20 protein-coding genes are annotated in these 15,688 nt (G+C 70.4%); 9 read left to right on the forward strand and 11 right to left on the reverse strand.

Translation table 11 applies throughout. The features are described from left to right. The 3 genes from AC1DCG_RS23195 to AC1DCG_RS23205 all read left to right on the forward strand — a co-directional run. On the forward strand, window positions 1-296 hold a 296-nt coding region (locus tag AC1DCG_RS23195), incomplete at its 5' end, for an RcnB family protein (protein ID WP_477041694.1). 23 nt (window positions 297-319) lie between these two features. Next, window positions 320-850 (forward strand): hypothetical protein, encoded by a 531-nt coding sequence (locus tag AC1DCG_RS23200; RefSeq protein WP_477028481.1) that lies wholly within the window; start codon window positions 320-322, stop codon window positions 848-850. Between the two features lie 19 nt (window positions 851-869). Continuing rightward, window positions 870-1,397 carry a hypothetical protein gene (locus tag AC1DCG_RS23205; protein WP_477028482.1) on the forward strand — a complete coding sequence of 176 codons (528 nt, stop codon included), beginning with the start codon at window positions 870-872 and terminating at the stop codon, window positions 1,395-1,397. A gap of 34 nt (window positions 1,398-1,431) precedes the next feature. On the opposite strand, the gene AC1DCG_RS23210 is transcribed toward AC1DCG_RS23205, so the two are convergent. The 6 genes from AC1DCG_RS23210 to AC1DCG_RS23235 all read right to left on the reverse strand — a co-directional run bounded on the left by AC1DCG_RS23210 (window position 1,432) and on the right by AC1DCG_RS23235 (window position 6,057). Continuing rightward, window positions 1,432-1,692: a YjhX family toxin gene (locus AC1DCG_RS23210; protein ID WP_165260814.1), complete on the reverse strand. Its 261-nt coding sequence runs from the start codon at window positions 1,690-1,692 to the stop codon at window positions 1,432-1,434. 165 nt (window positions 1,693-1,857) lie between these two features. Next, a complete protein-coding gene (locus tag AC1DCG_RS23215) occupies window positions 1,858-2,661 on the reverse strand; it encodes a CPBP family glutamic-type intramembrane protease (protein WP_477028483.1) in 804 nt (267 codons plus the stop codon). 2 nt (window positions 2,662-2,663) lie between these two features. Beyond that, window positions 2,664-3,458, reverse strand: coding sequence for a MipA/OmpV family protein (locus AC1DCG_RS23220; RefSeq protein ID WP_477028484.1), 795 nt, complete (start codon window positions 3,456-3,458; stop codon window positions 2,664-2,666). Between the two features lie 144 nt (window positions 3,459-3,602). Next, entirely contained in the window at window positions 3,603-4,739 is a 1,137-nt protein-coding gene (locus AC1DCG_RS23225; RefSeq protein ID WP_477028485.1) for a helix-turn-helix transcriptional regulator, read from the reverse strand. Window positions 4,740-5,015: 276 nt separating this feature from the next. Then, the gene (locus tag AC1DCG_RS23230; RefSeq protein WP_477028486.1) at window positions 5,016-5,777 is read right to left on the reverse strand and encodes a Crp/Fnr family transcriptional regulator; all 762 of its coding nucleotides are present in this window, start codon (window positions 5,775-5,777) and stop codon (window positions 5,016-5,018) included. A gap of 70 nt (window positions 5,778-5,847) precedes the next feature. Next, window positions 5,848-6,057 carry a hypothetical protein gene (locus tag AC1DCG_RS23235; RefSeq protein WP_116487421.1) on the reverse strand — a complete coding sequence of 70 codons (210 nt, stop codon included), beginning with the start codon at window positions 6,055-6,057 and terminating at the stop codon, window positions 5,848-5,850. A 211-nt stretch (window positions 6,058-6,268) separates the two neighbouring features. Between AC1DCG_RS23235 and AC1DCG_RS23240 the strand changes: the two genes are divergently transcribed. The 6 genes from AC1DCG_RS23240 to AC1DCG_RS23265 all read left to right on the forward strand — a co-directional run bounded on the left by AC1DCG_RS23240 (window position 6,269) and on the right by AC1DCG_RS23265 (window position 12,153). Continuing rightward, window positions 6,269-6,715 (forward strand): TIGR02301 family protein, encoded by a 447-nt coding sequence (locus tag AC1DCG_RS23240; protein ID WP_477028487.1) that lies wholly within the window; start codon window positions 6,269-6,271, stop codon window positions 6,713-6,715. A gap of 77 nt (window positions 6,716-6,792) precedes the next feature. Further along, a complete protein-coding gene (locus AC1DCG_RS23245; protein ID WP_165260985.1) occupies window positions 6,793-7,752 on the forward strand; it encodes an SPFH domain-containing protein in 960 nt (319 codons plus the stop codon). Between the two features lie 4 nt (window positions 7,753-7,756). After that, window positions 7,757-8,221 carry an NfeD family protein gene (locus AC1DCG_RS23250; RefSeq protein ID WP_477028488.1) on the forward strand — a complete coding sequence of 155 codons (465 nt, stop codon included), beginning with the start codon at window positions 7,757-7,759 and terminating at the stop codon, window positions 8,219-8,221. 169 nt (window positions 8,222-8,390) lie between these two features. Continuing rightward, the gene (locus AC1DCG_RS23255; protein WP_477028489.1) at window positions 8,391-10,247 is read left to right on the forward strand and encodes an ATP-binding protein; all 1,857 of its coding nucleotides are present in this window, start codon (window positions 8,391-8,393) and stop codon (window positions 10,245-10,247) included. A 221-nt stretch (window positions 10,248-10,468) separates the two neighbouring features. Then, entirely contained in the window at window positions 10,469-11,395 is a 927-nt protein-coding gene (locus tag AC1DCG_RS23260; RefSeq protein WP_477028490.1) for an ABC transporter ATP-binding protein, read from the forward strand. Continuing rightward, window positions 11,392-12,153 carry an ABC transporter permease gene (locus AC1DCG_RS23265; RefSeq protein ID WP_477028491.1) on the forward strand — a complete coding sequence of 254 codons (762 nt, stop codon included), beginning with the start codon at window positions 11,392-11,394 and terminating at the stop codon, window positions 12,151-12,153. Before AC1DCG_RS23260 ends, AC1DCG_RS23265 begins: the two co-directional genes overlap by 4 nt. A 190-nt stretch (window positions 12,154-12,343) precedes the next feature. Here AC1DCG_RS23265 and AC1DCG_RS23270 read toward each other — a convergent pair whose 3' ends face one another. The 5 genes from AC1DCG_RS23270 to AC1DCG_RS23290 form a co-directional block, all read right to left on the reverse strand. Beyond that, a complete protein-coding gene (locus AC1DCG_RS23270; RefSeq protein ID WP_477028492.1) occupies window positions 12,344-12,922 on the reverse strand; it encodes a TetR/AcrR family transcriptional regulator in 579 nt (192 codons plus the stop codon). A gap of 105 nt (window positions 12,923-13,027) precedes the next feature. Next, window positions 13,028-13,540 (reverse strand): hypothetical protein, encoded by a 513-nt coding sequence (locus tag AC1DCG_RS23275; protein WP_477041695.1) that lies wholly within the window; start codon window positions 13,538-13,540, stop codon window positions 13,028-13,030. A gap of 127 nt (window positions 13,541-13,667) precedes the next feature. Continuing rightward, window positions 13,668-14,150 carry a hypothetical protein gene (locus AC1DCG_RS23280; RefSeq protein WP_477028494.1) on the reverse strand — a complete coding sequence of 161 codons (483 nt, stop codon included), beginning with the start codon at window positions 14,148-14,150 and terminating at the stop codon, window positions 13,668-13,670. A gap of 33 nt (window positions 14,151-14,183) precedes the next feature. Next, the gene (locus AC1DCG_RS23285; RefSeq protein ID WP_477028495.1) at window positions 14,184-15,161 is read right to left on the reverse strand and encodes an L-threonylcarbamoyladenylate synthase; all 978 of its coding nucleotides are present in this window, start codon (window positions 15,159-15,161) and stop codon (window positions 14,184-14,186) included. Beyond that, window positions 15,092-15,688, reverse strand: a 597-nt coding sequence (locus AC1DCG_RS23290; protein WP_477041696.1) for a YceI family protein, incomplete at its 5' end; no start/stop codon positions are given. The genes AC1DCG_RS23285 and AC1DCG_RS23290, both read right to left, overlap by 70 nt.

Below are 15,688 nucleotides of genomic sequence, written 5' to 3' on the forward strand. Positions count from 1 at the left end.
GTCCCACCCCGCCGATGGGTCCGCACCGGCCCGGCGCGGGCCGCCCGCCCGGCTTCCGGCCGGTCCAGGGCGGCCGCTGGCGCTATCCGCCCGGCCAGCGCTATCGCCGCTGGGCGATCGGCGGGATCCTGCCAGGCCTGTTCCTGTCGTCGGGCTACATCTACGACGACTACTGGCGCCTGGGCCTGGGCGGCCCGCCCTACGGCTATCACTGGGTGCGGTACGGACCCGACCTGCTGCTGGTCGAGTGGCGCACCGGCCGCGTCGTCGACGTGATCTACGGCGCCTTCTACTGATCGCCTCCAACCAGGAGACCTTGATGAACAGGACGACGAAGGCCGCCGTGGCGGTCGTCGCGGGCTTAGGCGTGCTGGCGACCTCGCTGGCCGCCTCAGCCCAACCCCGAGACCTGATCGGCGCCCGGGCCGGCCAGGGCGAAAACAGCCTGCGCTCGCGCGGCTACCAGCTCGATCACGCCGACGGCGGCGTGCAGTACTGGTGGCATCCGGGCAACCGGGAATGCATCAACCTGTTCGTCGACGACGGCCGCTACGACACCATCGACCGGCGGCCGACCTCGGAATGCAACGCCGGCAAGAGCGGCAAGAAGGACAACAGCGGGGCCATCGTCGCCGGGGCCCTGGCCATCGGCATCCTGGCCGCCGCGGCCGCCTCGTCGAAGAAGAAGCACGAGGACGACCGCTACCGCGACGACGACGACCGCCGCCGCGACCCGCCCTACTCGCCCGCCCGGGGCGTCGACTGCTATCCCTCGCAACGGGCCTGTTACGAGCGCGGACGCGGCTATTCGCCGTCGTGGACGTCGCGCGAATTCGGCTACCGCTACTGAAAGCCCGGAGGACGAGATCATGCAGACCCTCCGCACCCTGACGTTCACCCTGGCCGCCGCCGCGCTCGCCGCCGGCTGCACGCCCAAGCCCGAGGCCGGCAAGGAGGCCGCCACCGCGCCGGCGCCCGTCGGCAAGGACGCCGCCCGCCAGGAGACCGGCGCCCTGCTGGCCGACCTGATGTCGCCGACCTTCACGGTCGAGCAGCAGGGCCGCATCCTCAACATGGGCTACTTCATGGCCGCCTCGTCGCTGTGCCCGGATCTCTCGGTCGATCCCCTGAAGATGGGCCGCGCGGTCGACGCCGTCATGACCCTGGGCCCGCCCGAGCAGACTGACGCCGAAAAGGCCCACCAGCGCGACGCGGTGATCATGTTCCTGGGCATGGCCAGCGGGGCCATGATCGGCTCGCACGCCGACGACAAGACGCAGTTCTGCGAGGACGCCGCCAAGGTGAAGGGCGGCGCCTCGGAGACCCACCTGTTCGCCGCCGGCGCGCCGGCCGATCCCTCGACCGCGCCGGTGCCGGAAACGCCGGCAAAGCCGTGACGGACCGGACGCGCTCGCGTCCGGTCCACACCCTCTATCCCCTGTTGTCCAGTTGCGGACGCACGGCCTCGCGGCCGCGGCGGGAGATGCGATAGGGCCCCGACGCGCGGGACTCGATCAGGCGCTTGCGCTTCAGCTTGCCGAAGATCGCCAGGTTGCAACTGGCGAGCACCAGGCCGTCACGGGTGACGCATTCGACGCGGGTGATGCGACGGCCCTCGTCGCGATGGGCGCGCACGCAGCCGCCCTGGGCCAGGACGTGCAGCACGCGCTGCTCGTCTCTCGAGATGTTCATTTGGAAAAAAGCCAGTCTGAAGTTCGGCCAAGCCCGAACGCGCCGCGTCAAGCGGCGGGAAGGTTCGGGCTGCGAGCCGCGCGCGCGAGGCGTGCGGCAGCCGTTCAGACAAGCTCAGGCATGAACATCCGGGCTTGATGCCGCAGAACGGCGATCGCCGCAACCTCACGGCTGCAGGATCACCACCAGCACGGCGGTGATCAGCACCAGCCCCTCCACCCCGTGGATGACCACCGCCAGCCAGTTGGAGCGGAAGGCCTGGGCCGGCAGGGCGTAGCAGAGGCAGCTGATCACCAGCCCCGGCATCAGCCAGAACTTGTGCACGTGATAGGCGCAGAACAGCAGGCCGTTTCCCAGCCACGCCCAGCGCCCCCAGGCCCGCTCCATGCGCGGCAGCAGCACGCCGTGAAACAGCAGCGCCTCGCCCAGGCCGTAGTTGAACAGGCTGGAGACCAGGGCCAGGCCCAGGATGTCCCAACGCCCCCGGGCCTCGGGCGCGATCAGGCGCTCGATCATCGCGAAGGACGGCGCCAGCTGCGCCAGCCGCTCGCCCAGGGGCGTGGCCTGGAACAGCAGGGTAGCGGCCTCGTCGCCGAGAAAGCCCAGGGCCACGAACAGCGGGACCAGCAGGAAGGCGCCGATGAACCGCCGCCCGCTGGAGCGCCAGACCGGCGGCGTCAGCCACAGGCGCCGGCGCAGCTGCGACCAGCGCAGGCTGATCCCTTCCAGCTTCAGCACCACCAGCGACAGCACCAGCTGCCAGGCCATGCCCAGCACCACCATGCGCCAGAAGACGAGGCCCGGCAGCGGATCGCCGGGGGCCATCAGGCGAGGCGCGACCACCCAGGCCAGCACCGCCATGGGCGCCGTGGCCGCCAGCCAGATCAGCAGGATCGCCGCCGTCCGGCCGACGGCGACCAGCCGCGCCGGCACGCCGGGCGAGATCAGCGTCGCATGCACCTCGCTCACGCCTAGAACCTGCGCACCAGGCCGACGAAGCCGGCGGCGGCGCTCTTCCTGGCGACCAGGGGGCTCTTGGTGATGTCGTCGTCGAACAGCTCGATCTCGGCGGCGGCGATGACATAGGCCCGCTCGCCGATCCGGTAGCGGGCCTGGGCGCCCAGCGACGGCACGACCACCCCGCCCGACGGCGCGCCGCGCGTGCGGCCAAACTCGTAGGCCCGCCCCGGCCCGACCTCGTCGGTCTTCAGGCCATAGAGCCAGGTAGCCAGCTTCTCGTCCTTCCACGACAGGCCGGCGGCCGCCTGCAGGGTCAGCCGATCGGTGGGCGCGGCTTCCAGCGTCAGGTCCAGATTGACCTCCTGGCCCTTGGTCTCGCCGGACACGTCGGCCAAGTATTCGAGGCTGAGCGTCGCTGGGCCCAAGCCCATGCTGGCCCGGCCGCCGACGTCGACGCCGAGGTCGCGCTCCAGGAAGGCGAAGTCGCGGGTCTCCTTGGGGTCGACCAGCTGGAAGCGCGGCGCGATGCGCCCCTCCAGGGTGAGGCGGTCGCCGGCCAGGACCTTGACCGCAAGGCCGCTCAGGTCGGCGGTGAAGCGCCGGTCCTGGTAGAAGAACAGCGGCAGCACGCCGGTCCCGGTCTTTTCCTTGGCGCTCTCATAGGGGTTGGCCGCGGCGTAGGCGCCGGCGCCCAGCAGGAACAGCCGCTCGGGTTCGGCCTCCTCGGACTGGGCGCGGGCGGGCGGGGCGAGCGCGACCAGCAGGCAGGCGGCGAGCAGGGCGGCGCCGGACAGGCGATCGATCATGACGGTTCTCTCTCGAAACGGGGGGAGGACGGTCACGACCCTGGCCGGCGCGGCGCTGGGCGTCGTCCGAACGGGCAGGCCCGGAGCGCAAAGGCGTCCGATCCTGCCGGTCAGGACATGGTGGTCGAGGTTGGGCCGGAGCGGTCAGGCGGCCGGGCGGAAGGCGCTGGGCGGCCGGCCGGCGTGCTTCTTCACCGCGGCGTTGAAGGTCGAGCGCGAGTTGAAGCCGACCTCGTAGGCGATGGCCAGGATCGGCTCGTCGGAGGCTGCAATGCGCGCCACCGCCTCCTCGACCCGCCAGCGATTGACGTAGTCGAAGAAGCTCTGGCCCAGGTGCTCGTTGAGCACCTGCGACAGGTGGTTGGGCGTGACGCCGATGCGCCCCGCCAGGCCGCTGAGCGACAGCAGCGGATCGCGGTAGAGGCCCTGGGCGCGCATGGCCTGCTCCAGGCGGGCCGCGATCTCGACCTGGCGAGGTTCGGCCAGGGCCGAGCGGGCGTACTTGCCGGCCGCGGGCAGCACCTGCGGCGTCTCGGTCTGGAGCGTGTAGATCGGCTTCTGCGACAGGCCAAAGAGGCCGATGGCGACGGTCCAGGCCAGTTCGACGGCGGCGGCCGCCGCGTCCAGCCAGCCCTCGTGCGCCGCGCCGGCGGCCAGGGCCGACTTCACCGCGCCCCAGAGCCAGGCGGCCAGCATCACCAGCAGCAGCGCCCGTAGCCAGCTGAGCGTGCGATCCTCGAGGTTGGAAAAAAGGTCGCGCACCCGCCGCACGTGGCGGCCCAGCACCGCGAAGGCGGCGGCCAGATAGCCCAGGGTCACGGCCAGGAACAGCGCCACGAAGGCCAGCTGCAGCGGTCCGGCCAGCGGATCGGCCTGCGCGCCCTGGCCGGTATAGACCGCCAGCCGGGTCGAGACCGGCAGCAGGAAGAACGGCAGGACCAGCAGCATGGCCAGCCCCGCCGGCCAGCCGATGCGCGCGATCCGCTTCAGGGTCCAGCCCCGCTCCGGATCGCCGGTCATGGCCAGCACATAGGCCAGGATCGACGGCCCCAGGCCCAGCGACGTGGTCCACAGGATCCCCGTCGCCCAAGGCGCGGCGGCGTAGGCGCCGGCGCGATCGAGCATCAGGTCCAGGCCCGACAGCGCGCTGAGCAGCAGGAACACCGCCAGGGCCGTCGAGGGCGCCGTGCGCCAGTCGCGGCGCACGCCCAGCTGCGCGGCCGCGAACAGCCCCACGCCCGCCGCCGCCGAGGCCAGGATCAGCACCACAGTGTCGGCCATGTTCCCCGGCGCCCGAATGAAAACGGCGCGGAGAGTGTCGCGTAACGCCGGTCGGCGCAATCGTGGGAGGAAAGCCCCCCAAACCGTTCTTCCCCGCGAAGGCGGGGATCCAAGCGGCGCCGGCGGGTCGTCCGCGGCCCCGCCTATCCTCGAAAGGCGGCTTGGGCCCCCGCCTACGCGGGGGAATTCGGTGGAATTGGCCAGGTTGGCTGCCAGGTTGGCTGAATGCCTGCGCGGACGCCCCCACCCGCCGCTCGGTGGTCGGCGAGCCGCCCCCTACTCCTTGATCTCGGGCAGCAGCCGTCCGAAGTGCGCCTCGACCTGGCCGTAGCATTCGCAGGCGCGGCGTTCGAGCTTGCGGCGGTCGAGGATCTCGACCCGGCCGCGGCGGGTCTGGATGATCCCGTCGGCCTGCAGCACCTTGGCCGCGGCGGTGACGGTGGTGCGCTGCACGCCCATCATGTCGGCCAGGGCCTCCTGGGTCAGGCGCACGACGTTCTCGCCCGAGCGGTCGTGGGCCGCCAGCAGCCAGCGGCAGCAGCGCTGCTCGATCGTGTGCAGCGCGTTGCAGGCCACCGACTGCATCATCTGGGCGATCATGACGTCGGCGTAGCGGGTGAAGAGGTCGCCCATGGCCGGAAAGCGCTGGCGCATCTCGTCCAGCCGCGCGGTCGGCACCACGAAGGCCGGCCCGGGCGCCTGCACCACCGCGCGGCCGTAGGCCGGCTTCAGCCCGCCGCTGACGATGCCGCCCAGCGCGCCTTCCCAGCCGACGGTGGCGGCCTCGACCTCGCGCCCCTCGGCGGTGACCACCAGGAGGGCGACCATGGTCGGCCGGCACGGCAGGTAGGTGTTGCGCACGTCCTCGCCGACGTCGAACAGCACCTGGCCGCGCGCCAGGGCGGTGAGGGACAGGCCCGTCTTCAGCGCGGCGCGCGCCTCGTCGGGCAGGGCCAGCAGCAGGCGATTGCCGGCATAGGCCTGGGTGACCCGCTCGGCGCGGGCGTCTCGGTCGGTCAGTTCTGCGGAGTCGGCCATGGCGGCATCCAACGGCGGCGCTTGCTCACCGTTAAAGCGCGCGGAGGCCGCCTTTCGTTGCGTGAAGCCGTCAGCTCAGCAGGGTGGGCCTGTGCAGCTGTCCGGTTTCGTCCTGCAGATGCATGCGCACCGGCAGGCCAAGGCCCGTCGCCTGCTCGGCCAGCCGGACGGCGGCGCGTTCGGCTTCGTGGCGGTTGCGGTAGGCCCCGAACCGGAGCTGGTCGCCGATGATAGTCCACCGGTCGCCCACCTGGACGACGCCGTAATGCACTTCGGCCATGACACGTCCTCCCTTCTGCGCTGTCGGAGTGGTCGTTTCTCGCCGCCCCTGACTTATCCACAGCCTGACGCCGATCCTTGTTGATAGCAAGGCCCTGAAGAGTCGAAGTTTCGACTCCAAATTGGCAACCGCCGCTGTGGATGAAACGGTCAAGCTCGCCCGGCGCGGGCGCGGCGATGACAGGCGACGCCCTTGCGGTGATAATGCCCCCATGCTCCGCGCGCGCTCATTCGTCCCGGCCCTGGCGGCCCTGCTGCTGACCGCCCCCTTGGCGATGCCGGCCTACGCCCAGGACCGCGAGCCCGCCGACCGCCAGCGCCTGCTCGACCTGGCCTGGGCGCTGGGCCAGAGCCACGCCCTGCGCCAGGCCTGCGAAGGCGCGGGCGACCAGTTCTGGCGGGCGCGGATGATGCGCCTGATCGACGTCGAGGCGGCCGATACGACCTTCACCGACAAGCTGCGCGATCGCTTCAACGGCGGCTTCGCGGCCAGCCAGGCCGGCCACCCCGAGGGCTGCAGCCCCGAGAGCCGCCGGGCCGAGCGCCAGGCCGCCCAGCGCGGCCGCGCCCTCGCCTCCAAGCTGTCGCAGACGGTGGTGATCAACGACCCCGCGCAAGCTTCGCCGGATTCCGTGGCGGACGGGCGAGCCGCGCGCTAAATTCTTCCTATGGGCGCGGGCGACCGGCGGCGAGGCCGCCGGGCCGGCCCTCTCGGGAGGCGTTCTTGGCGGCTTATCTGGTTCCCCTGGTCCTGCTCGTGCTGGCGATCCTGCTGGTCGTCAACGTCATCAAGATCGTGCCCCAGGGCCGCGAGTTCACCGTCGAGCGCTTCGGGCGCTACACCCGCACGCTCAAGCCCGGCATCAGCATCCTGACCCCCTTCGTCGAGACCATCGGCCGGCGGGTGAACATGATGGAGCAGGTGCTCGACGTCCCCAAGCAGGAGGTCATCACCAAGGACAACGTGTCGGTGACCGTCGACGCCATCGTCTTCATCCAGGTGATGGATGCCTCGGCCGCGGCCTATCGCGTCGACAACCTGATCTACGCCATCACCCAGCTGGCCCAGACCAACCTGCGCACCGTGGTCGGCTCGATGGAGCTGGACGAGGTGCTCTCCCAGCGCGACCACATCAACTCGCGCCTGCTGGCGACGATCGACGACGCCACCGGCCCGTGGGGCGTCAAGGTCGCCCGCATCGAGATCAAGGACCTGACCCCGCCGGCCGACATCACCAACGCCATGGCCCGGCAGATGAAGGCCGAGCGCGAGCGCCGCGCCGTCATCACCGAGGCCGAGGGCGAGAAGCAGGCCCAGATCGCCCGCGCCGAGGGCGCCAAGCAGTCGGCCATCCTGCAGGCCGAGGGCCGCCGCGAGGCCGCCTATCGCGACGCCGAGGCCCGCGAGCGGGAAGCCGAGGCCGAGGCCAAGGCCACCGCCTTCGTGTCCGAGGCCATCGCCCGCGGCGACGTCAACGCCATCAACTACTTCGTGGCCCAGAAATACGTCGAGGCGTTCGGGGATCTCGCCCGCTCGCCCAACGCCAAGACCGTGATCGTGCCGGCCGACTTCGCCGGCATCACCGGCACGGTGGCCGGGGTCGGCGAACTGATCCGCTCGCTGGGCGGACCGGACGCCACCCCGCCCGTGCGCACCGCGGCCGTGCCGACCAGCGCGCCGCGCAAGGGAGGCTGAGGCCATGACCGGCCTGATCGACTTTTATGTCGCCCACCCCTTCTGGCTGTGGCTGTCGGCCGCGGCCGTGTTCCTGGCGATCGAGGTGGGCACCGGCACCGGCTGGCTCCTGTGGCCGGCCGCCTCGGCGGCGGCGGTGGGGGTCGTAGCCCTGCTTCTGCCGACGAGCCTGCCGGTGGAGATCGCCCTCTTCGCCGTGCTGACCATCGCCAGCACCTATTTCGCCCGCCGCTTCTTGCGGCCGGCCCTGGCCGGGCCCGATCCCGACCTCAACGACCCCACCCTGCGCCTGCTCGGCCGCCCGGCCGAGGTGGTCGCCGCCTTCGAGAACGGCCGCGGCCGGGTCTTCGTCGACGGCAAGGAGTGGGCCGCCCAGACCGAGGGTGAAACCGAAGGCCAGGCCGCCCCGGAAACCGGGACGCGGGTCTCGGTGATCGGGGTGCACGGCGCGGTGCTGACGGTCCGCTGACGGTTCGTCTAAGGAGCGGCGGCGCCTTTCGCCGTTTCGCGCGTTACGTGGGCTGCGCATGCTGAAGCTTCTTTGCGAAGCGGGGGCGTCGCATGGCCGCAAAGTCGCCTAGCCGACGACCAGAGCGGCCTGGCTGTGCTTTATCTCGTCCGCGCCCACAGGAACGGCCATGCTCGACGTCTTCTATCCGGAACCGTCACGACCCGCCCGCAGGCGCGCGATCGCGCCGCCGGACGACTTCGCCGACATCGAGTTCCTGCACGGCATCAGCCTGGAGCTGATCGGCGAGCAGGACCGCGTGGAACTGTACGGCAAGATCGTCGACGCGGCGGTCTCGATCACCCGCTCGCAGTTCGGCACGATGCAGCTTCTGTGCCCGCAGGGCGACCCGTCGGGCCACGGCGGGGAGCTGCAGCTTCTCAGCCATCGCGGCCTGCCGCCCGAAGCCGTCGCCTTCTGGCGATGGGTCAGCCCGGCCGCCCACAGCAGCTGCACGCTGGCGCTGCGCTCGGGCCGCCGCGCGATCATCCCCGACTACGAGGCCTGGGACGAGATCGCCGGCGCCGAAGACCTGCAGGCCTTCCGCCGCACCGGCATCCGCGCGGCCCAGACCACGCCGCTGCGCGCCCGCGACGGCAGCCTGCTGGGCATGATCTCGACCCACTGGAGCAAGGTCCACCGCCCGTCCGAACGCGACCTGCGCCTGCTCGACATCCTGGCGCGGCAGGCGGCCGACCTTCTGGAGCGGACCATCGCCGAAGAGGCGCTTCGGGCGCGCGAGCAGGAACTGGCCCGCACCGTCACCGCCCTGCGCGCCGCCGAGGGCGAACTGCGCAGCCTCAACGAGACCCTGGAAACCCACGTCCAGCAGCGCACCAACGCCCTGCTGGCCGCCGAGAGCCAGGTCCGCCAGATGCAGAAGCTGGAAGCGATCGGCCAGCTGACCGGCGGCGTGGCGCACGACTTCAACAACCTGCTGACCGTCATCCGCTCGTCGGCCGAACTGCTGCGCCGCCCCTCGCTGCCCGAGGAAAAGCGCGGCCGGTACCTGGACGCGATCTCCGACACCGCCGACCGCGCCGCCAAGCTGACCGCGCAGCTGCTGGCCTTCGCCCGCCGCCAGACGCTGCGGCCGACCACCTTCCACGTCGGCGACAGGATCGCCAGCACCGCCGACATGCTGGGCGCGGTCGTCGGCGGACGCATCCGCCTTGTCGTCGAGCACTGCCCCTCGGCCTGCTTCGTCGAGGCCGACGCCAGCCAGTTCGAGACCGCCCTGGTCAACATGGCGGTGAACGCGCGCGACGCCATGAACGGCGAGGGCGACCTCGTCATCCGCGCCTTCGAGGTGGCGTCCCTGCCCGCGATGCGGGGACACGGCGGCCACGAGGGCCCGTTCGTCGCCGTCTCGATCGCCGACACCGGCACGGGCATGTCGCCCCGGGTGCTGGAGCAGATCTTCGAGCCGTTCTTCACCACCAAGGACGTCGGCAAGGGCACCGGCCTTGGCCTGTCGCAGGTCTTCGGCTTCGCCAAGCAGTCGGGCGGCGACGTGGACGTCGAGAGCCGCGAGGGCGAGGGTTCGACCTTCACCCTCTACCTGCCGCGGGTGGACGCCCCGGCAAAGGCCGACGCGGGCGAGGCCGTAGAGCCCTCCGGCGACGAGCGCGGCGCGATCCTGATCGTCGAGGACAACGCCGAGGTCGGCGACTTCGCCCGCCAGCTGCTGGAGGACCTGGGCTACGAGACCTGCCTGGTCGCCAACGGCCAGCGCGCCGTCGCCGTGCTGGAAGAGCGGGCCGAGGCCTTCGACTACGTCTTCACCGACGTGGTCATGCCCGGCATCAGCGGCCTGGAGCTGGCCCGGCGGATCAACGCCCGCTGGCCCGACATGCCGGTCGTGCTGACCAGCGGATACAGCCAGGTGCTGGCCGACGACGTCCACCACGGCTTTCCGGTGCTGCAGAAGCCCTATTCGATCGGCGAGCTTGGACGCATGCTCCGCTCGGCCCGCCGCGCCCGCTGACGACTGCTGACAGATCCGGGCGCGGCGACAGGCTAGGCCACCACCTTGACCGGGGCGGACCGGGGACGCGTCCGACGTGATCGGCTGGAAATCCGACGTCGGAAAGTCTTGCCACCTGGTCGACGCTCTGGGATCGAAATAGGCGCGCCGGGCGCCACTGGCGCTCGCCGCCCCGCGCCCCCATCTGGGCGCGGACCGCACGCACGAGAGGGAACGAACGGGTGGAACCCATCATCACGGTGTCGGATCTGACCAAGACCTACGCCTCCGGCCACCAGGCCCTCAAGCAGGTCGACCTGACCATCAAGCGCGGCGAGATCTTCGCCCTGCTCGGCCCCAACGGCGCGGGCAAGACCACGCTGATCAGCATCATCTGCGGCATCGTGCGGCCCTCGACCGGCACGATCCTGGCCGACGGCCACGACATCGCCCGCGAGTACCGCCCGGCTCGCACCAAGATCGGCCTGGTGCCGCAGGAGCTGACCACCGACGCCTTCGAGACGGTGATCGCCACCGTCACCTTCAGCCGCGGCCTGTTCGGCAAGCCCCCGAACCCGGCGTTGATCGAGAAGATCCTTCGCGACCTGTCGCTGTGGGACAAGAAGGACGCCAAGATCATGACACTGTCGGGGGGCATGAAGCGGCGGGTGATGATCGCCAAGGCCCTGTCGCACGAGCCGTCGATCCTGTTCCTCGACGAGCCCACCGCCGGCGTCGACGTCGAGCTGCGCCGCGACATGTGGGAGATGGTCCGCAAGCTGCGCGAGACCGGCGTCACCATCATCCTGACCACCCACTACATCGAGGAGGCCGAAGAGATGGCCGATCGGGTGGGGGTGATCCGCAAGGGCGAGATCATCCTGGTCGAGGACAAGGCCGCCCTGATGCAGAAGCTGGGCAAGAAGCAGCTGACCCTGCACCTGCAGGCGCCGCTGGACGCCGTGCCGCCGGGCCTGTCGGACTACGCCCTGGAGCTGGCCGCCGACGGCCACGAACTGGTCTACAGCTTCGACGCCCAGGCGCCCGAGACCGGCATCGCCCAGCTGCTGCGCCGCCTGTCGGCCGAGGGCGTCGACTTCACCGACCTGAACACCCGCCAGAGCTCCCTCGAGGAGATCTTCGTCAGCCTGGTGAAGGACCGGCCATGAACCTGCACGCCATAGCCGCCATCTACCGCTTCGAGATGGCGCGGACCTTCCGCACCCTGCTGCAGAGCATCGCCGCCCCGGTGCTGTCGACCTCGCTCTACTTCGTGGTGTTCGGCGCGGCCATCGGCTCGCGCATGACCGCCGTCGACGGCGTGCCCTACGGCGCCTTCATCGTGCCGGGCCTGATCATGCTGTCGATCCTGACCGAGAGCCTGTCGAACGCCTCGTTCGGCATCTACATGCCCAAGTGGTCGGGCACGATCTACGAGGTGCTGTCGGCCCCGGTCTCGCCGTTCGAGATCGTGCTGGGCTATGTCGGCGCCGCGGCGTCCAAGTCCCTGATGCTGGGCGCGATCATCCTGGCCACGGCCCGCCTGTTCGTGCCCTTCGAGATCGCCCACCCGCTGTTCATGATCGCCTTCCTGGTGCTGACGGCCGTGACCTTCAGCCTGTTCGGCTTCATCATCGGCATCTGGGCCGACAGCTTCGAGAAACTGCAGATCATTCCCCTGCTGGTGATCACGCCCCTGACCTTCCTGGGCGGCAGCTTCTATTCGATCGACATGCTGCCGGGCGCCTGGCGGACGGTGTCGCTGTTCAACCCCGTGGTCTACCTGGTCAGCGGCTTCCGCTGGAGCTTCTTCGGCACGTCCGACGTCGGGGTGGGGGTCAGCCTGGGGGCGACCTGCGGCGTGCTGGTGCTGTGCCTGGCGATCATCGGCTGGATCTTCAAGACCGGCTACCGCCTGAAGAACTGACGCCCTGGGGCGGATCGACATTCATCCAACCGCGACACCCAATAGACCGATTTTCCCCGCGAAGGCGGGGATCCAAGCTGACGTTCAGGCTTGGGCGCGGCCGTGGACAATCGGCGACCTCGGCTTGGGTCCCCGCCTTCGCGGGGAGGCTCGGTGAAAATCGGGGCAAGCGATTGAATGTCGATCCGCCCTAGCCGAACAGCGCGGCGATGATGTCGCGATAGGCCCGCTCCATCGCCGCCGGGCTGGCGGTGGAGCCGCGCGCGCCGCGCATCTGCAGGCCGTCGAGGATCAGGCCCAGGAAGGCGATGCGGGCGACCATGTCGTCGTCGGTCCAGCCCGGCTTGCGGAACGGGGCCAGGGCCTCGACGCCGCGCTCCAGCTGGACCGTTTCGACGTGGTGCACCACATCGGCGACCACGGGGTTGCGCTCGGCCTCGGCCAGGATCTCCAGGTCCAGGGCCGCCACCTTGGTCTCGCGCGCCTGGCGCAGGGCGGCGGACGCGTCACGCAGCAGGGTCTCCAGCACCGGCTCGCCCTGGGCGTGGTTCTCGAACGGGTCCAGCACCTTGCGGGCCCTGGCCTGCGCCACCGCGCCGATGATCGCGTCCTTGTTCTCGAAGTGGCGATAGACCTGTCCGACGCTCAAGCCCGCGCCGCGGGCGATCTGGTCCATGGTGGCGGAATGGAAGCCCGACTTCTGCGCGCACTCGGTGGCGGCGATCAGGATGTCTCGCCGCTGCGTGGAAGCCTTCCGCTCTCGCTCCACTCGCTCACTCCCTACGCCGCTCCGTACGCACGCGCCGGCGCGGCCGGAGCGCGGGGCGATCCTACAAGCGTTTGGCGGGTGGTGAAATGCGTTGCGCCGGCCGGATCAGGCGCGGGCGGCGCGCTCGATCCTGATCAGGTCCAGCACGCCGACGATCTGGCGGGCCCGCCAGTTGCTGACCAGGTACGACAGGGGGCCCAGCGCCAGGATCAKGGCCAGGCCCAGGCAGTTGACCGTGTTGGCGCGCACGAAGGCGCCCAGGTTGTCGCCCATGATCTCGGCCACCAGCGCCGTGACCGAGACCGGAACGGTCAGGTAGGTGATGACCACCGCCCGCAGCATCTGTTCCTGGCGACGGGCGTTCAGCCCGGCCAGGGCGGCGACGGCGTCGAAGGTCTTGTCGTCGATCCCTTCCAGCAGCGCGAAGGCGCGCCTGGTCGAGCCGTTGCGGCGAAAGCCGCTGAGGAAGTCGACGCCCAGATAGCCGTAGGCGCCGGGCGAGTAGAACCACGACGGCACGAAGCTCCAGGCCGGGAACTCGTTCTTCAGCCTGCGCCACAGCCCCCAGCACGCCAGCTCCTGCTCGGCGGCCGCCTCGACCGGTTCCCTGCCCCCCATACGCGCCCCATCAACCCAGACTAGAGATTCGGGTCGACCCTAGCCGGGGCCGAGCCGTCTTGCCTAGCCAGCGGTACGGCAGCTTCGTTGTAGGAAGGACCAAATACTTTTCGCCGAGCGGCTGAGCTCAAAGCCGGTCATTGCGTTCGGCAAAAAGGAACGTCGCCTCTTGCTCTCTACGCAGGAACTCGACGGGATCTTCTACTCGAATCCCTAGACGCTCCGCCCCTGCGACGAAGCCACCAAGTGAGCTTTCTTCCAAGGCGCCCGTCTCCCGGTTCTTGTCGTTGACGACGATCGAGGTGATCAGAGGAGCCTTTCGCGCATGCGCCTTCGCCAGAACTCGATCCAAATGCCGGGGCATCTGGCGACGAACCTTATTCCACTCGCAACCGTTCGCCTTGGCAACGTCACCATATGAGAGGAACGAGCTGCTAGCCGCCGCTGCGAGAATACACCTGATGGTTACGTCCAAATCCAACGCGGGCCCGTCCCGACGCTGGAGCTCATCCAAGGCTTCTGTGTAAAGCGGCCGATCAAAAGCGCCCTGCTTCTGATGGTTCGTGATTAACGCACTCAATTGCTCGTTAGTTAAGTTCGCCACTTTCATGCTTCCCCCTGAAGCACCGTTGAGCTCACGACCTTAACCTACAAACCCCGCAGCTCTCTTCAAGCGGTCGTTGATGGCCTCTCCCAGGCCTTCGTCGGGGATCGGCGCCACGGCGATGGCCGTCGGCGCCGTGCGGTCGGCGGCGCGGAGGTAGGAGAACAGATTGGCCGCGGCCTGCGCCAGGTCGCCCGTCGGGCTGAGATTGAACACCCCCTCCCCCTGCGGCCACGGGCCAAAGGCGAGATAGGCCTCGCCGGCGCCCGGAGCCTCGGCGTTGATCCGCACCGGGGCGTCGGGGGCGTAGTGCAGGGCGAGGCGCCCGGGCGAGCGCTTGGCGTCGTCATCGGCTTCGGCCAGCGGGCCGACCACCGCTTCCAGCTGGGCGCGGGTGACGGCGCCGGGCCGCAGCAGCCGCACGGGGCCGTCGAGCACGGCCACGACGGTGGATTCCAGGCCGACCTGGCAGGGCCCGCCGTCCAGCACGGCGGCGCACTTGCCGCCGGTCTCGGCATTGGCGTCTTCGAAGGTGGTGGGGCTGGGACGGCCCGAGCGGTTGGCCGACGGCGCCACGACCGGCCCGCCGAACGCGGCCAGCACGGCGCGGGCCAATGGATGGCCGGGCACGCGGATGGCCACGGTCTCCAGACCGGCGCGAGCCAGATCGCAGACCGCGCCTGCGTCGGCGATCGGCGCGACGATGGTCAGGGGGCCCGGCCAGAAGGCCTCGGCCAGGGCCCGCGCCCGCTCGTCGAAGGCGGCGATGCGGGCGGCGGTGGCCAGGTCGGCGACGTGGGCGATCAGCGGGTTGAAGCGCGGACGGCCCTTGGCCTCGAAGATCGCCGCCACGGCCGCGGGGTCGGAGGCGTCCGCCCCGAGGCCGTAGACGGTTTCGGTGGGCAGCAGGACGAGCCCGCCCGAGGCGAGCGCGTCCGCCGCGCGGGCTACTTCTTCTTGGCGGTCAGGGCGAAGCTCACCTTGATCTTGCCCGGTATCTGATCCGTCGACGCCCATTCGCCCTGTCCAACCCCGAACACCGTCCGGTCGACGGTGGTTACACCGCGCGCCGTGGCCGTGTCGCCGTCGATCTTCAGGCTGAAGGGCAGGCTGAGCGGCTTTTTCACGCCGCGCAGGTCCAGCATGCCATCAGCCACGAAGCGGCCTTCGGCGGTCTTGCGGAACTTGGTCGCGGTGAAGGTCGCCTTGGGATTGGCCGAGGTGTTGAAGAAGTCGGGCCCCTGCAGGCTCTCGTCGCGCTGGCCGTCGCCCGTGCCGGCCGAGGCCAGGTCGATGCTGACGGTCAGCTTCGAGCGGTCCAGCGCCTCGGGCGAGAACAGGATGTCGGCGGTCCAGCGGCTGAACCGGCCCTGGATGGGCGTGTCGGCCCAGGCCAGGTTGAAGTCGAGGTGCGAGCCCTTCTGCACGGCCCAGGCGACGGGGTCCTTGAGCGCGGTGTCGGCGGGCGGGGCGGCCTCTTCGGCCTTGGCCGGCTCGGCGGTCGCGGGCGCGGCCGGCGTCGCGGCGGCCGGAGCGGCGGGCGC

This window comes from Caulobacter sp. 10L414 (genome assembly GCF_056395525.1).

Bases quoted from the DNA above. Each gene is read 5' to 3' on its own strand.
- AC1DCG_RS23200 (WP_477028481.1), top strand. From the start codon at position 320: ATGAACAGGACGACGAAGGCCGCCGTGGCGGTCGTCGCGGGCTTAGGC.
- AC1DCG_RS23205 (WP_477028482.1), top strand. From the start codon at position 870: ATGCAGACCCTCCGCACCCTGACGTTCACCCTGGCCGCCGCCGCGCTC.
- AC1DCG_RS23210 (WP_165260814.1), bottom strand. From the start codon at position 1,692: ATGAACATCTCGAGAGACGAGCAGCGCGTGCTGCACGTCCTGGCCCAG.
- AC1DCG_RS23220 (WP_477028484.1), bottom strand. From the start codon at position 3,458: ATGATCGATCGCCTGTCCGGCGCCGCCCTGCTCGCCGCCTGCCTGCTG.
- AC1DCG_RS23225 (WP_477028485.1), bottom strand. From the start codon at position 4,739: ATGGCCGACACTGTGGTGCTGATCCTGGCCTCGGCGGCGGCGGGCGTG.
- AC1DCG_RS23230 (WP_477028486.1), bottom strand. From the start codon at position 5,777: ATGGCCGACTCCGCAGAACTGACCGACCGAGACGCCCGCGCCGAGCGG.
- AC1DCG_RS23235 (WP_116487421.1), bottom strand. From the start codon at position 6,057: ATGGCCGAAGTGCATTACGGCGTCGTCCAGGTGGGCGACCGGTGGACT.
- AC1DCG_RS23240 (WP_477028487.1), top strand. From the start codon at position 6,269: ATGCTCCGCGCGCGCTCATTCGTCCCGGCCCTGGCGGCCCTGCTGCTG.
- AC1DCG_RS23250 (WP_477028488.1), top strand. From the start codon at position 7,757: ATGACCGGCCTGATCGACTTTTATGTCGCCCACCCCTTCTGGCTGTGG.
- AC1DCG_RS23255 (WP_477028489.1), top strand. From the start codon at position 8,391: ATGCTCGACGTCTTCTATCCGGAACCGTCACGACCCGCCCGCAGGCGC.
- AC1DCG_RS23265 (WP_477028491.1), top strand. From the start codon at position 11,392: ATGAACCTGCACGCCATAGCCGCCATCTACCGCTTCGAGATGGCGCGG.
- AC1DCG_RS23280 (WP_477028494.1), bottom strand. From the start codon at position 14,150: ATGAAAGTGGCGAACTTAACTAACGAGCAATTGAGTGCGTTAATCACG.
- AC1DCG_RS23285 (WP_477028495.1), bottom strand. From the start codon at position 15,161: ATGGGCGTCGACGGATCAGATACCGGGCAAGATCAAGGTGAGCTTCGC.